Annotated in this window: 17 protein-coding genes; 7 read left to right on the top strand and 10 right to left on the bottom strand. The window is 46.5% G+C overall.

Annotated elements, in window-relative coordinates:
* Positions 1-102 precede the first annotated feature (102 nt).
* The 4 genes from frr to rpsB all read right to left on the bottom strand — a co-directional run bounded on the left by frr (position 103) and on the right by rpsB (position 3249).
* Positions 103-624 carry a ribosome recycling factor gene (gene frr / locus DU002_RS13890; protein WP_407642952.1) on the bottom strand — a complete coding sequence of 174 codons (522 nt, stop codon included), beginning with the start codon at positions 622-624 and terminating at the stop codon, positions 103-105.
* Positions 625-687: 63 nt separating this feature from the next.
* Complete coding sequence (gene pyrH, locus DU002_RS13885) at positions 688-1434, bottom strand: UMP kinase (protein WP_114338992.1); 747 nt, start codon at positions 1432-1434, stop codon at positions 688-690.
* Positions 1435-1499: 65 nt separating this feature from the next.
* A complete protein-coding gene (gene tsf, locus DU002_RS13880) occupies positions 1500-2381 on the bottom strand; it encodes a translation elongation factor Ts (RefSeq protein WP_114338991.1) in 882 nt (293 codons plus the stop codon).
* A gap of 136 nt (positions 2382-2517) precedes the next feature.
* The gene (rpsB, locus tag DU002_RS13875) at positions 2518-3249 is read right to left on the bottom strand and encodes a 30S ribosomal protein S2 (RefSeq protein ID WP_147271865.1); all 732 of its coding nucleotides are present in this window, start codon (positions 3247-3249) and stop codon (positions 2518-2520) included.
* A 272-nt stretch (positions 3250-3521) separates the two neighbouring features.
* Between rpsB and map the strand changes: the two genes are divergently transcribed.
* Genes map through dapD form a run of 3 tightly spaced genes read left to right on the top strand, consistent with a single transcriptional unit; the run spans position 3522 to position 7817 of the window.
* Positions 3522-4310, top strand: a complete 789-nt coding sequence (gene map / locus DU002_RS13870; RefSeq protein WP_114338989.1) for a type I methionyl aminopeptidase — start codon at positions 3522-3524, stop codon at positions 4308-4310.
* A gap of 24 nt (positions 4311-4334) precedes the next feature.
* On the top strand, positions 4335-6962 hold the full coding sequence (glnD, locus tag DU002_RS13865; RefSeq protein ID WP_114338988.1) for a [protein-PII] uridylyltransferase: 2628 nt from the start codon (positions 4335-4337) through the stop codon (positions 6960-6962).
* Between the two features lie 30 nt (positions 6963-6992).
* Positions 6993-7817 (top strand): 2,3,4,5-tetrahydropyridine-2,6-dicarboxylate N-succinyltransferase, encoded by an 825-nt coding sequence (gene dapD / locus DU002_RS13860; RefSeq protein ID WP_114338987.1) that lies wholly within the window; start codon positions 6993-6995, stop codon positions 7815-7817.
* Between the two features lie 72 nt (positions 7818-7889).
* On the opposite strand, the gene DU002_RS13855 is transcribed toward dapD, so the two are convergent.
* The 4 genes from DU002_RS13855 to DU002_RS13840 all read right to left on the bottom strand — a co-directional run bounded on the left by DU002_RS13855 (position 7890) and on the right by DU002_RS13840 (position 11868).
* Positions 7890-8858, bottom strand: a complete 969-nt coding sequence (locus DU002_RS13855) for a MalM family protein (RefSeq protein ID WP_158538062.1) — start codon at positions 8856-8858, stop codon at positions 7890-7892.
* Between the two features lie 193 nt (positions 8859-9051).
* The gene (lamB, locus tag DU002_RS13850) at positions 9052-10395 is read right to left on the bottom strand and encodes a maltoporin LamB (RefSeq protein WP_114338985.1); all 1344 of its coding nucleotides are present in this window, start codon (positions 10393-10395) and stop codon (positions 9052-9054) included.
* A gap of 412 nt (positions 10396-10807) precedes the next feature.
* Complete coding sequence (gene truC / locus DU002_RS13845) at positions 10808-11536, bottom strand: tRNA pseudouridine(65) synthase TruC (RefSeq protein WP_199405249.1); 729 nt, start codon at positions 11534-11536, stop codon at positions 10808-10810.
* Between the two features lie 2 nt (positions 11537-11538).
* Positions 11539-11868 carry a YqcC family protein gene (locus DU002_RS13840; RefSeq protein WP_114338984.1) on the bottom strand — a complete coding sequence of 110 codons (330 nt, stop codon included), beginning with the start codon at positions 11866-11868 and terminating at the stop codon, positions 11539-11541.
* 98 nt (positions 11869-11966) lie between these two features.
* On the opposite strand from DU002_RS13840, the gene DU002_RS13835 reads away from it, so the two are divergent.
* Positions 11967-12983: a DUF3549 family protein gene (locus tag DU002_RS13835; protein ID WP_114338983.1), complete on the top strand. Its 1017-nt coding sequence runs from the start codon at positions 11967-11969 to the stop codon at positions 12981-12983.
* A gap of 20 nt (positions 12984-13003) precedes the next feature.
* Here DU002_RS13835 and DU002_RS13830 read toward each other — a convergent pair whose 3' ends face one another.
* Positions 13004-13321 carry a DUF962 domain-containing protein gene (locus DU002_RS13830; protein ID WP_114338982.1) on the bottom strand — a complete coding sequence of 106 codons (318 nt, stop codon included), beginning with the start codon at positions 13319-13321 and terminating at the stop codon, positions 13004-13006.
* Between the two features lie 130 nt (positions 13322-13451).
* Between DU002_RS13830 and DU002_RS13825 the strand changes: the two genes are divergently transcribed.
* Together DU002_RS13825 and DU002_RS13820 are read left to right on the top strand one after the other, a co-directional pair.
* Positions 13452-13694 (top strand): DUF2789 domain-containing protein, encoded by a 243-nt coding sequence (locus DU002_RS13825; RefSeq protein WP_114338981.1) that lies wholly within the window; start codon positions 13452-13454, stop codon positions 13692-13694.
* 88 nt (positions 13695-13782) lie between these two features.
* The gene (locus tag DU002_RS13820) at positions 13783-14106 is read left to right on the top strand and encodes a hypothetical protein (protein ID WP_114338980.1); all 324 of its coding nucleotides are present in this window, start codon (positions 13783-13785) and stop codon (positions 14104-14106) included.
* Here the strand turns inward: DU002_RS13820 and syd are convergent.
* Positions 14095-14640, bottom strand: a complete 546-nt coding sequence (gene syd, locus DU002_RS13815) for a SecY-interacting protein (RefSeq protein ID WP_114338979.1) — start codon at positions 14638-14640, stop codon at positions 14095-14097. The two genes, DU002_RS13820 and syd, sit on opposite strands and share 12 nt — an antisense overlap.
* A 58-nt stretch (positions 14641-14698) precedes the next feature.
* On the opposite strand from syd, the gene queF reads away from it, so the two are divergent.
* Positions 14699-15544 (top strand): NADPH-dependent 7-cyano-7-deazaguanine reductase QueF, encoded by an 846-nt coding sequence (gene queF / locus DU002_RS13810; protein WP_114338978.1) that lies wholly within the window; start codon positions 14699-14701, stop codon positions 15542-15544.
* The last annotated feature ends 5 nt before the right edge of the window (positions 15545-15549 follow it).

Genomic DNA, 15549 nt, shown 5'->3' with positions numbered 1-15549 from the left:
GCACTCTTCCTAACAGATAACTGTTGAAACATATAGAAAACGCCGTGCCGTTGGATGACACAGCGTTTTCCTAGAACAAAGAACCACCGACAAGGTGACGTATTAAAACGCCATCAATTCCTGCTCTTTTGCTTTAAGCAGCTCATCAACTTGCTTAACAAAAGTATCGGTGATTTTCTGAACTTCGTCATGGCCTTTACGATCTTCATCTTCAGAGATCTCTTTCTCTTTAAGAAGCTCTTTAAGATCACTGTTTGCATCACGACGAATATTTCGCACCGCAACACGTGCTGCTTCAGCTTCAGCACGTACCACTTTGATTAAATCTTTACGACGCTCTTCGGTCAAAGGCGGCATTGGAATACGGATCACAGTGCCTGCTGAATTTGGATTCAACCCCAAATCAGAACTCATAATCGCCTTTTCAACCGCACCAGCTAATGACTTATCAAAGACGGTCAATGCAAGAGTACGGGAATCTTCAACGATCACATTGGCAAGCTGCTTAAGTGGTGTCGGTGCGCCGTAATAAGGCACCATAATAGTATCAAGCAGGCTTGGGTGGGCACGTCCGGTACGGATCTTGGCCATTTGTCCTTTCAGCGATTCAATGCTTTTTTCCATACGGGTCTTAGCATCTTTTTTAATATCGTTGATCACTGGATTTTTCTCCGTTGTAATTCGATTCTATTTATCTTCTTGGCTAGGCGTTTTGCTGATCAGAGTACCTTCGCTCTCACCCATGATCACAGAGCGTAATGCTCCAGGCTTATTCATATTGAAAACGCGGATAGGAATATTATGGTCCCGAGCCAAAGTGAACGCTGACAGATCCATCACTTTCAGTTCACGATCCAACACTTCATCGTAACTTAAATGTGAATACAGCGTGGCAGAAGGATCTTTAACAGGATCTGCAGAATAAACACCTTCAACTTTAGTGGCCTTCAGCACGACATCAGCTTCAATTTCGATACCACGCAAGCAAGCAGCAGAGTCAGTGGTAAAAAACGGATTACCCGTTCCCGCAGAGAAGATAACCACACGACCTGACTTCAACAAGCTAATCGCTTCAGTCCAGTTGTAACTGTCACAAACCCCATTGAGAGGGATTGCAGACATTAAGCGCGCGTTCACATAGGCACGATGTAAGGCATCACGCATAGCGAGTCCGTTCATCACCGTCGCTAACATACCCATGTGGTCGCCCACTACTCGGTTCATTCCTGCTTCGGACAGCTTCTGTCCACGAAACAGGTTTCCGCCACCAATCACCAGCCCCACTTGCACACCAAGCTCAACCAGCTCTTTAATCTCGTGAGCCATACGTCCCAACACCTTGGGATCGATGCCAAACTCCTCATCACCCATCAGGGCTTCACCACTAAGCTTTAACAAAATTCGACGATAAGCAGGCTTCGGATTGATACTCATAGTACTCTCGGACTAATTAAGGACGGAAAAAAGGCAGCCAGTTGGCTGCCTTATCTTACAACGAGTTAAGCTTTTTGTGCAGCGGCAACTTGTGCTTGCACTTCAGCCGCGAAATCATCTTCCGCTTTCTCGATACCTTCACCAACTTCAAAACGAACAAAGTTAGTCACGTCAGCGTTAGCAGACTTCAGTAAGCCACCGACTGAAGTTGAAGGATCTTTAACGAAAGGCTGACCTGTCAGGCTGATTTCACCGGTGAATTTCTTCATCCGGCCCATCACCATTTTCTCAGCGATTTCGGCTGGCTTGCCGCTGTTCATAGCGATTTCAATCTGGATCTGCTTCTCTTTTTCAACAACGTCAGCAGATACATCTTCAGGCTTAAGGAACTGAGGGTTGCTTGCCGCAACATGCATAGCGATATCTTTCGCCAATGCTTCATCAGCGCCATTTGCCGCAACCAGAACACCAATACGTGCGCCGTGAATGTAGCTAGCAACAACATCGGCACCTTCAAGCAAGGCAACGCGACGGATGTTGATGTTCTCGCCAATCTTAGTGATCAGGTTCGTGCGGGCAGTATCCAATGCCACACCATCCATCTCACAAGCCAGCAGCGCTTCAAGTGAAGCGGTCTTGTTGTCCAGAGCCAAGCTGATCAGCTTCTCGCCAAATGCCAAGAAGTTTTCGTCACGGGCAACGAAATCTGTTTCGCTGTTCAACTCGATCATTACGGCTTTATCACCGGCGCTTTTCGCCAAGATGATACCTTCTGCAGCCACACGACCAGCTTTCTTAGCTGCTTTCGCCTGACCAGATTTGCGCATCTCTTCGATCGCTTTTTCGATATCGCCGTCGGCTGCTACCAACGCCTTTTTACAATCCATCATGCCAGCGCCTGTGCGCTCGCGAAGTTCTTTTACCAGAGCTGCTGTAACTGCTGCCATCTGTCAATCCTCGCCATGCCGGTATTCCGGCCAAAATTATCCAGTAAAGTTTAGAAGAAAGGGGCCTTAACCTGGCCCCTTTTCAGCGTTTCATTACCTTAGCGGTAAGTAAAAGGGGTGATTAATAAAACCCTATTTACTCTACAGCTTCTTCTACGAAGCCGTCGCCTTCGACACCAGTAGCGCCTTGTGAACGACCTTCTACAACGGCATCAGCCGCAGCATTAAGATACAGACCCACTGCGCGGATCGCATCGTCGTTACCAGGAACGATGTAATCAACACCGTCAGGGCTAGAGTTGGTATCAACAACAGCAACTACAGGAATACCTAAGTTGTTGGCTTCCTTAATTGCAATGTGTTCGTGCTCTGCATCAATAACGAACAGCACGTCTGGCAATCCAGCCATATCTTTAATACCACCAAGGCTCTTTTCAAGCTTTTCCATTTCGCGAGTACGCATCAGCGCCTCTTTCTTGGTCAACTTGTCAAAAGTGCCGTCTTGGCTCTGGGTTTCCAGATCTTTAAGGCGTTTGATTGACTGACGAACAGTTTTCCAGTTAGTCAACATACCGCCTAACCAGCGGTGATCAACATAGAACTGGCCACAACGCTGAGCAGCTTCTTTCACTGCAACGCTGGCTGCGCGCTTAGTACCGACGAACAATACTTTACCTTTCTTAGAAGCTGCATTGCTGATGAAAGCCAGCGCTTCATTGAACATAGGTACAGTGTGTTCCAGGTTAATGATGTGAACCTTGTTACGAGCACCGAAAATGAAAGGCTTCATTTTTGGGTTCCAGTAACGGGTTTGGTGACCGAAGTGGACACCAGCTTGGAGCATGTCACGCATAGATACGTTAGGCATTTTAATTTCCTCTATGGGGTTAAGCCTCCACATCCCCCATGCAATCGACCTTTTCAGGCACCCCGAAGCATGTGACGGAATGTGTGTGTGGTAGTTTGTATCACAAACAATTGTGATACGGATTTCGGCGCGCTTTATACCACATTTACCCCCCCACGAGCAATTCTCCAGCACTGAAAATGTCGTAATTCATCAGTTTGCATAGCAAGACGCTCTGATTACAGTTTGTTATACTGCCGCTCCTTAAATAATGAAGTGTAAATGGGCAGACGATGAGTATTGTGATTAAAACACCGGCCGACATTGAAAAAATGCGGATCGCCGGTCGCCTTGCTGCGGATGTACTGGAGATGATAGGCCCCTATGTAAAAAAGGGCGTTACTACTGATGAACTAAACCAGATCTGCCACGATTATATCGTTGATGTGCAGAACGCCATCCCTGCCCCACTCAATTATCACGGTTTTCCAAAATCCATTTGCACCTCTGTAAATCACGTTATTTGTCATGGCATCCCTTCAGACAAGCAACTCAAGGATGGTGATATAGTTAATATCGACATCACAGTGATAAAAGACGGCTACCATGGCGACACAAGTAAAATGTTTGTTGTCGGTAAGCCTTCAATCCTCGCGGAAAGATTAATCCGTGTAACCCAGGAATGCTTGTATAAAGGTATCGAGTTGGTCAAACCTGGCGCGTATTTGGGCGACATCGGTTTTGTCATCCAGCAACACGCGGAAAAACATGGCTACTCAGTGGTCAAAGAGTACTGCGGCCACGGTATTGGCAGAGAGTTCCACGAAGAGCCACAGGTGCTTCATTACGGCCGAAAAGGAACCGGTGAGCAACTTAAAGCGGGTATGTGTTTCACCATTGAGCCTATGATCAATGCTGGTAAACCCCACTCGAAATTGATGAAAGATGGTTGGACCGCCATCACCAAAGATCGTAGCCTCTCCGCGCAGTGGGAACACACCTTGCTGGTGACAGAAAATGGCTGTGAAATTATGACCCTACGTGATTGCGATACGATTGACCGAGTCATCTCGCACGACTAACCAACGTTGAGCTACGGAGTATTAATGGAGTTGCAGCAGATCCTCAACGCAATCGAAGAGTTAACGATTGACGGCAAAGTCACGGATTACCGCACCGCTAATAGTGATTTTCTTAACTGGTTACGAGCCCAATATCAATCCGGCTTACCAGTCACAACGTTAGTACATCATCGTGCAACTTTTGTTGATGCCTTACTGAGCAGTTTATGGCAACGCTGTGGCTTAAACGAAATAAAAGATCTTAGTCTGGTCGCTGTCGGAGGCTATGGCCGAGGTGAACTACACCCGCAATCTGATGTTGATATATTGGTTTTAGCCAAACGCCAAGTACCTGACAGCGCCAAGAGTCAGATTAGCGAATTTATCACCTGGTTGTGGGATATACGTTTAGAGGTAGGTCAAGCGGTACGTTCAGTTAAAGAGTGTCTTCAGCTGGGTAAAAACGACATTACCATTGGCACTAATCTGCTGGAATCACGATTGATCTGTGGCGCTACAACGCCGTTCGATAAACTGCAAGATGCGGTGCAGTCCAAACGCTTTTGGCCGTCAAGTGAGCTTTACCAGGCAAAATTGGCCGAGCAACAAACCCGTCATGAGCAGTTTCATGACACTGGCTACAACCTTGAGCCGAATATCAAAAGTAACCCTGGTGGGCTGCGTGATATTCAAACCATCGGTTGGGTAGCCAAAAGCCACTTTAATGCCAATAGCCTGCAAGAGCTGATCTCCCACAACTTTCTCACCGAGGAAGAGCATCAAGAGTTAATCGAATGCCAAACGTTTCTCTGGCAAGTTCGCTTTATCCTCCATGTAGAAACTGAACGTTCCGAAAACCGCCTACTGTTTGAACATCAACCCCAGATAGCTGCCGCTCTTGGTTATTGCGACGACGGTAGCGCCGCGGTTGAAAAGATGATGAAGCGGTTCTATCAAACCATTCGTCGTGTGCGTGAACTGAACGACATGCTCATGCAGCTGTTTGACCAAGAGATATTGGGGTCAAATAACAAAGCAAAGCTCTATCCCATCGATAATGATTTTCAGCGTCGTGGCGAAATGCTGGAGATCATCGATGAAAAAGTCTTTGAGCGCCGGCCGGAAGCAATGCTGGAGCTATTTCTTCATATAGCGGATGATCCTGCCATCAAAGGGATCAATGCAGAAACCATACGCCAGTTGCGAATATCACGCCGTAACTTCCAGGGCTACATGGTGGATCACCCACAATACCGTCGACTTTTCGTGCAGTTGTTGAAGCACCCTCGCGGTATGGGACGGCCGGTAAGTCGTATGCATAAGCACTCAATGCTCGCGCTCTACTTTCCGTTATGGCAGCAGATTGTCGGTCAGATGCAATTTGATCTGTTCCACGCCTACACAGTTGACGAACATACCTATCGCCTATTACAGAATACTTATCATTTCTTAAGGCCAAGAGCAGAACAGAACTTCCCACTTTGTGGTGAGTTATTACGCAAAATGCGTAAACCCGAACTGCTGTTTCTTGCCGGACTATTTCACGATATAGGCAAAGGCCGCGGCGGCGATCACTCAGTATTAGGTGCGGTGGATGCCTTAGCATTCTGTAAGCAGCATGGCTTTAATCAACAAGATTCAGAAATCGTCGCTTGGCTGGTTAAAAGCCACTTGCTAATGTCTGTCACCGCACAGAAACGAGATATCTATGATCCTGATGTAGTCAAAGAGTTTGCAGAAAAGGTGGGTGACGAAAAGCATCTAGACTTCTTATACTGCCTCACAGTGGCGGATATCTGCGCCACCAACGACAACCTTTGGAACACTTGGAAAGCGGCACTGTTGCGTGAACTCTACTTTGCTACGCAATCACTGTTTAGAAACGGTATGGAGTTGGACTACGATCCATCTGAACAGGTAGCGAATATCAGAGCTGATGCAGAAAAAGCATTATTAAAGCGATTCCCTTTGGAGCAAGTGGAACTACTGTTATCTCGTTTCTTCGATGACTATTTCCTACGCCATACGCCGGAGCAAATTGCCTGGCATGGCCGAGAAATAGTTAACCATCAATCAGACGAGCCGCTGATACTTATCAGCAAACAGATGACCCGTGGTGGCACTGAGATATTTATCTATACCAAAGACTGTCCTGGGCTATTTGCCAAAACAGTTGGCGTGCTAGATCGAAAAGGCCTCAACGTCCATGATGCGCAGATCCAAAGTACCCGAGACGATCATACTTTAGATAGCTTCGTGGTATTAGAGCAGGACGGTGAACCACTGACGGCACCTCACCGCGTAGAAGAGATAAAGCGCGAACTGCTCAGCTCCTTGACATCTCCAGCGACTGATCGAGAAGCGACCCGTCGACCACCGACGCAGATGCGTCACTTTTCAGTGGCTACCAAGGTGAAATTTCTTAATGTCGAAGACCATAGCCGAACGATGTTGGAACTGGTCGCCCTAGACTACCCAGGGTTACTCGCCACCATTGGGGATATATTTGAGACCCATGATGTCTATTTGCAAGCAGCAAAAATCACCACCATTGGTGAGCGAGCAGAGGACTTTTTCATCCTCACCAACTCAGTCGGTGGCGGTTTAGAAGAAACAGCACGAATTGAGCTTCAACATGCACTGGAAGCTCAAATCAACCAAACAATAGATTAACGTTAACTTTGTTTTTACCGGAGAAAATGAATGACTGAACTACAAGGCATTATTGAAGCGGCATTTGAGCAGCGTGAAACTATCACGCCATCAACCGTAGAGCCTAAAGTCAAAGAAGCAATCATCGCTGCCATCGAGCTGATTGATAGCGGCAAAGCTCGCGTCGCAGAAAAGATCGCTGACGAATGGGTTGTCCACCAGTGGCTAAAAAAAGCGGTACTGCTCTATTTCCGCATCAATGACAACGCCGTAGTTGAAGGGGCTGAAAGTAAGTACTTCGACAAAGTCCCAATGAAGTACGAAAACTACTCGGAAGAGGATTTTAAGCGTGATGGCGCCCGCGTCGTCCCACCTGCAGCCGTACGTAAGGGTGCGTTTATCGCGAATGACGCCGTATTAATGCCCTCCTATGTCAACATCGGCGCTTATGTTGGCGAAGGCACCATGGTTGATACTTGGGCCACTGTCGGCTCCTGTGCGCAAATTGGTAAGAATGTACACCTGTCAGGCGGCGTTGGCATCGGTGGCGTATTAGAGCCACTACAGGCTAATCCTACAATCATCGAGGACAACTGCTTTATCGGCGCTCGCTCAGAGGTAGTTGAAGGCGTGATTGTCGAAGAGGGCTCAGTGATTTCAATGGGCGTATTTATCGGCCAAAGCACACGTATTTTCGACCGTGAAACAGGTGAAGTCCATTATGGTCGAGTCCCTGCTGGCTCGGTTGTTGTTAGTGGTAGCCTGCCTTCTAAATGCGGTAACTACAGCCTTTATGCGGCGATCATCGTGAAGAAGGTTGATGCAAAAACGCGTTCTAAAGTAGGGATCAATGCCCTGCTTCGTAGTGCTGAATAGACGGTTCTGATTAATTGATATAAAAAAGGGAGCCTCACAGGCTCCCTTTTTAATCGGTACAAAGAAGTTCTACTATTTCATGTTCTTAACTTTATCTATGAAGGTCGTTCTTGCCGAGCTTGAGCCTGCCCGTTCCGCCTCTTCAACTAATTTTAATGCCTTATCGATGTCGTTCGCTTCTACCGCCTGAGCAATCAAGTTGTTATAGAGGTCTTCTGTTTCTGGCAGCATAGAAACATTACCTGTAGCAACCGCGGAAGTGAGTCCTGGTGTTGGTGATCTATCTGGCACTTCACTCGGTGCAGGTAAATCTAAATACTGTTCACCGTTGTTCCGATTGCCATCACTTGGGAACATATCTTTGAAGAATTGGTCCACAGCATCACCCCCTGTAGGATCTGAATAACCAGAACGAACAGTCACTCTCAACTTACCAACCGCACTATGAGGCGCAATAGGATCTGGCAGACCAGGATCAGCACGCCCCTGCGTTTCAGCAAACAGACGCATCGTAGAGATCATCTGGGTCGAACCTTCCAGATCTTCTGCCGTTGTAAAGAGAATTAGGTATGTCTCAGCCCCATCCGTGCCTTGACGAAAACCGTTCACATTAACAACCGCATTTAACCGATTGGGATTAAACATCTTTTCAGGAATATATGTGAACTGGTTAGAAGATATAACGCGTGTAATATTGAATTTGTTATCCAACAGCAGCGCCGATGGGCTAAAAATAACGTCGTTATACAACAAGCTTTCAAGCTCAACCGAATACGATCCGACCACTTGTGGCAGGCGATACCCTAATACAAAACTTTTACCGGTTTTAAACTCAAACACTTGCGCATCAACATCTATAAATACTTCTTCGCTAAACGATGCAGGCAAGGGAAAATAATTTAACTGCGATAAGCTGTTACAACAACTATCCTTATTAAACAAAGCCCATTTTGCCTGTTCAATATCGGTCAGTTGACGCGCTTCCTCGCCGCCGCCAAGCCAATCAAACCACCCAGCTTGAACGGGAGACAACAAACACACGGTTAAGCCAAAGCCTACAACTAAACTACGCCAGATTCTCATAAAAAATGAATAACCTTTTAACCAACAAAAACTCTACCTAAATGTACAAAGTACCGTATAGAAAAAGCCCCCGGTTAGCAATACTAGCCGAGGGCTTTTAGCTTGTTGAGTCCAGTTAAGTCATTATAACTCTAACTAACTCTGTAGTGGCTTACCACCAAGCTTCAACCTGTGCACCGAAACGCAGGTTACCGTCGTCATCACGGGCTTCAGCTTGATCTCCCCAGAACGAACCAGCGTATACACGGATTTGAGGACGAGCCCAGAAGCTCTTACCTGCAGACCAGTTTTGTGAAACAATCAATTTAGTCTGGTCGTAATCACCGTTATCGCCTTCCCATGGGTAGCCTTCGTCATCAGAATAACCGATTTCAACCGCAGTACTCATTACGTCGTTCCACTTGTATGTAGGACGAGCAACAATTGACAACTTCTTCAGATCATCATAATCGCCATAAGTTTCAGCAACCTGATAGATAACTGAGTAACCCATTTCGATGTCAGCTGACAGCTTGATCACACCGAAATCCATGAAACGATATGAAGTTTCTTGCTGACCATCCCACCATGGGCGGTTCAACGACTCACCACCACCATGGTTAGCCCATGCAGCGTGACCCATAGAGTCTTTACCATACTGAACAACGATCTTGTTGAAGCCACCCATCAAACCGTGAGAAATCTCAGCAGTAACGAAGTAACCATCATCATCGCCATAGTCCGCATCATCCTGAGCATCTGTCAGGTCAGCGAAGCCATAGATACCGATCAGTTCAAGGTTCGCACCAGCCCACAGAGGGATACCAGAATAACGAATATCTAATTTGTTATTCTGAATAGTACCAAGACCTTCGCCAACCTGGTTGTTGTTACCATCACCTTCGATACGAGAAGGTGTATCGAAGTTAGTCCATGCAAAAGACAACTGACCAGGACCTGCTTTAATACCTTCTACACCAGCACCGTAACCGGAGTTGTTCACATAGAACAGATCCAACCAGTGAACATCTTTACGTTGATAGAAACGCTTACCAGCCCAGATAGTTGCCTCAGGCGCGAAACCTAAAACACCTTTACCTGAAGCAAAGATTTGACGAAGTGCGAAATCGCCGCCGCCCCAAGGCTCCCCTCGCTGGCGAGCACCGCTGTTAGCAGTACCATCAGCATTGGTATCATTATCAGAGTAGACAGCTTGGTAATCGTTACCTTGATTCTGAATATCTGTCGCCCACATAGCTTCTACGCGGAAAACTTTACCATCACGATTGTATACTTCTTGAGCAAGGTCGAGTTCAACATAAGTATCACACTCATCACCCAGACGACCAGTCCAGTGACCACCTGCGCCAGAACCGTAACAAGTTTGCTCGCCACCGTCGCCAGTAGTTGACAAACCAGCACGGGCATAACCGTGAAATTCTACTGCAGAAGCGCTAGCAGCAGTCAGTGCTGATGCGATCGCTAATGCGATTGGAAGTGCTTTGATTTTAGCCATTTGACTAATCCCTTTTTTGATTATTACTTCGTTATTTGAGAAACCAACATTCCCTTGGGAGCGTTAGCTAACGAACCTCTTCGTGTTCATTTAGTTAACACTCCGGTATTCAGCTAAGTGCCTTTCGCTGCCTACCTGACTTTAATCACCCCCCGGCGTTAAAAGTCAGGGGAGATGCTAAACCTGAGTCAGCAACTTTTCTGTGACTATCTTCACAAGATAGTTACAAGTATAGAACCTTCGGTGAAAAATGTTACTGAACATTCGCTCTAAAGTTACCGTTAATAACTGATTGCAGACCGCTTGTTAACTGGTATTTTCAGACGTATGACAAATATGTGCGCGGTGTAGAAAAAAAACAAAAGGCTGCGATCTGCAGCCTTTTGTTTGTAATTTATTTACAGATTGGTTTTCAAACAACTGTCCAATTCGGCAACTCGATTACCCCATGCCAAAGCTCATCCCAACCCGCCTCACATTCGACCAGCTGTTCGTTCACGGGATGAACAAAACTGATCCGGGTCGCACGTAGTAACAACCCTTTTAGGCCTAATTCCTGACGAAACAGTTTGTTATGTTTACCATCGCCATGGGTGGTATCGCCCACAATAGGGTGTGAAATATGAGCCATGTGGCGTCGCAATTGATGTCGTCGGCCCGTTTCTGGTCGCAACTTAAGCAATGAATAGCGTGCCTCTGGGTAATTCCCTACCGGAATTGGTAATAACAATTGCTCCAAAGGCTGATAGTGAGTAACGGCAGGCTGAGGCGGTTTATCTTCGCTAGTACGCCTATCTTCATGCTTATCGCGCTTCTCTTTGAGCGGATAGTCAATCATATCAGCGCTGTTAACATATCCACGAACCACTGCGTGATATTGCTTCTCTATCTCGCCATTTTGAAACAATAAAGAGAGAGCACTTGCCGTGGACGGATCCAGTGCAAAGATCAAACATCCTGACGTTGGCTTATCTAACCGATGCACGGGGTAGACATGCTGCCCAAGTTGATCCCGCAAAGTCTGCATAACGAAGCGTGTTTCATGACGATCGATGAAAGAGCGATGTACTAACATGCCGCCCGGCTTATCAATCACCACTATATAAGGGTCTTGGTGCAAAATTCTCAGTTCACTCGACACCCTTAATGCCCCGCTGTCATGGTTAACGACTGGTCTAGCGCTTTCAATGTAACAATCAACTTTCTAACCTCTGGCACGGATAGGTCGAGTACCTGCTCAGCCATCGTTGCTATATCGCAGCTTGTCGGTAAAGGCGCTCGCTGATTAACGATACCTTGCATTCGCGGTAAAAAAACAAACTGTAACCATTGCTGAAACGACAAAGTATCGCAACAAAACGGAGCCGATGAACTAAGCGCTGCGGCTTCTGGTGCCTGTTCGCTCCATAGACCCGCTTGTCGTAACAACTTGGATACATCTCCAAGGTATTTCTCTATTGCTATATATTTCATAACAACTCCTCTATCTCGGCTGCATATTATCACAGCGAATTGGGGGTTGAGGGGATAGAACGGACCACTATAATGGCGCAGCCAAGCCAAGAGGGGTGATGATGAACGCTGAACTAGATCTATGCTGTAAGCAATTGGGGCTTAACCTGACCGTCTATAATCTGGGCCGGCGAGTCGAATTGTTGGATCAAACGCTGTTTACGCAGCTCCAGTTACAGGAAGTTCCTTACCCCTTCCCACTGCAGCGCCATGCCATTCTCGCCATGGTGATAGAAACGGCATTAGCACCGTTTGAGCCTTCGTTTTGGTGCCTTAAACTGCCCTTAGACGAACAGGGTATGCTTGACTTTTCCGCCTTAAACCAACTATGTGCATTGATACAGCAGGCATTTAACCATGCAGTTGCCGTCGAGCAGCGGGAATCAATGTTAAAAAGCAACCCCTTCGCCTATGCACCAAGCCAACAACAGTTGGCTCTGATCACCGCCCACATACGAGCACAGAAACAGCAAGCAGCATCTAAATACTATGAACAAGCCGCCGACTACTTCAGTGGCCAACTGCCCTACTCGCAATGGCAGTCACTGCCATTACAGGGGGTAGCAGACTTTATAATAAGAATGGAGCAGCAATGCGATTCAGCATCAAGCATCGCAGACTATCAGGCGCTGCCAATAGAAGTTAAAGCTGGATTAGCGGCCATGGCAGAACAAGTTGGCATCTCTGATACACTGGCCAAAGCTGTTACCCTACACCTTGAAAAGAGTAGCGATATTGCCGAACAACTATGCGCAACCCGTATGTTGTTGCACCCAAAACATCAGGCCATCTTAAGCCCTATGCTACCTAAGTTGTTGAGTTCAGAGTTAGGTGATAATGCTGAGTTCCTCATTCTCGTCGCTGGTCGCGGATGGGAGCTACTAATTGATCCCAACCTGTCGCTGTTCTTAGAAAAAACAGCGAAACGACAAGACCAAGTGCTGTTTAACACATTGCTTCTTGATCTATTTGCTATCCCTGGAATGAGAGGAAAGCTACAAAATGCCTTCCGTAGTAGCGATCGCTCTCCAGCATTAGCTGGAGCCATCGGTAATTTTTTAGCGTCACTACGTTAATGGTTAGCGAAGGCTAAAACCTAATTAAAGCGATGCCCAATTCGGCCACAAAGAAACTCAAAGTACATAACCCAATCCCCCATCAGGCTATACAAGGGATACTTAAATGTCGCAGGCCGATTGTGTTCAAAAGCAAAATGTCCTAACCAAGCAAAGCCGTAACCGATGACAGGTAGCAGCCAAATATAGTGCCACTGCGCCTGCCAAACGATCCCGATGGCCGTCAACAACACTAAGGTGCTTCCCACATAGTGTAATGCACGACATCGCGGGTCTCGGTGTTCTTGCAGATAGTATGGATAGAACTGCTGAAAGCTTTCAAATTTCTGTTCTGTCATTGTATTTCCCTGCGAAAACGCCAATCGGAAACCTAAGCTGTGTCGCCTTAGCTAGAGTCTATAATTGCACTATTCTGCCACGTTAAATCATCGAAGCATTTTCGATATACACCACAGTGAGGCCACCATAGTGGACACTTCAACGCATAACCTGAGTAATCTATTTGCTCAATTAGGATTAGCATCAGATCCTGCAAGTCTCAAAGATTTCATCATCGCTCATTCACTTAACCCTGAACAAAAGTTAGCTGACGCGCCATTTTGGAACGCATCTCAAGCGACCTTCCTCAGTGAAGCACTTAGCGAAGATAGTGATTGGACGGAGATTGTCGATCAGTTAGACAGTATGCTTAGAGCCGACGTAAAAGCGTAATTGAGCCGAGTTATCACCGTTCCATCTCGGCATTTTTCCCATCACAAGTTAACATAGCGACTTTCTCTGATGGCGTTAAAGGAAGTACATGGATAATCAATTAATGAGGGCGTTACAACAGCTTTTACAAGAGGGTAAGGTTCCTTCCGTTGCGTTACTAAAAGGGCGAGTCGGTAAGCAGGTCAGCATGCATGAACTGATCTCAGCAGTACAACAGGCGAAAACAGCACCGGAAAAAATACTTGCGGCTGATACTGCCCCCGCACCAGCTGCGAGTACGGCAGCTAAAAACAGTAATGCAGAAACATCAAATTCAGCAGAGGTGCTCGCGGAACTCAAAGCGATCCGCAACGAGCTCACCTGGATCCGCGCTCACATAGAAAAGCAGAATGAATCTGCTTCAGACAGTTAATGCGTTAAGAAAATCAGGCAGAGTCTCCGCCAGCACTTTGTGAGGCTCACAGCCTACTTTTTCGACAACCACCTGCCCAGTTTCATTGTTGACACTAATAATGGTGTCATCATCGATACAACCAATGAACAGCGTGATCTTTTGCCCAAGCCGCTTTTTCATCACGATGTGGCCAATCATATTTTGCTGCAATCCTTTGAAGTCCTGCTCATTCCAAACCTGAATAAGATCAAACGAATGGCCAGCGAAATTCAGCGCCAATGAGTCACAAAAATAGCTTTGATAAAATGCCTTAACACTCTCATCAAGCACACACTCAATCGCCTCTTCCACATTGCTAAAATCGCCCAGCTCGTCTCGCTTAAAAGGCTGCCAATGCTTGTCGCCCTCTTTATCCTCAACCTCATCAACAAAACAGGGAGAGGGTAAATCAGGATCAGAACAGAGTGTTGGCAATTCACCCGTTGCTTCTTGCGTTGCTTGAAGAAAACGTTGAAAAAGCGACGCCAGAGCATCAGTTGTGGCAGACATCATTTCTTGAGGTTCCAAATAAGCGTTACAATGGCATCAGTTTAACCAACCAAGTTCTATTATGACTAGCGCTTACGACAATCACCCTGATCTATCTAACCTCGCTCTGGGCGAAAAGACCGAATATCGCCAGCACTACGCTCCCGAGTTGTTACAACCCGTGCCACGACGCCTAAATCGTGAACAGATAGGAGTGACAAGTGACCTCCCGTTCCACGGCGGTGATATCTGGACTGGCTATGAATTATCATGGTTAAACGAAAAGGGCTTACCTCAGGTAGCCATTGCTACCTTCGCCATACCCTGCACTTCCACAAATTTGGTTGAATCGAAGTCGTTTAAACTGTACCTGAATAGCTTCAACCAGCACACGTTCTCCGATTGGGCAACGGTGAAAATGGTATTAAAGCAGGACCTTTCCAAGTGCGCAGAGGCAGAAGTTGATGTGTCGTTGGCAACGCTGGATAGCTTTGAAAAGCAAAAAATTACCGGCTTTGACGCCGAGCTCATTGATAACCAAGATATCGACATCACTGATTATGACTACCAACCAGCGCTTCTCAAAGCAGGTAGCGATAAAAAAATTGTTAGTGAAAAACTGCAAAGCCATCTACTCAAATCAAATTGCCTGATCACCAATCAACCCGATTGGGGAAGCGTCATGATCAGTTACACAGGCCAACAGATTAACCACGCCTCGCTGCTGCGATACATAGTGTCATTTCGCAATCACAATGAATTTCATGAGCAGTGCGTTGAACGGATCTTTACTGACCTACAATCTCGCTTCGCGTTAGATAAACTCACTGTTTATGCAAGATATACAAGACGAGGGGGATTAGATATCAATCCATTTAGAAGTAATTTTGAACCAATGCCAACGAATATTAGAATGGCACGGCAATAATAGGG

The sequence above is a fragment of the Corallincola holothuriorum genome, assembly GCF_003336225.1.
Lineage (GTDB): Bacteria > Pseudomonadota > Gammaproteobacteria > Enterobacterales > Neiellaceae > Corallincola > Corallincola holothuriorum.
This window is presented reverse-complemented; position numbering and strand designations above follow the sequence as displayed.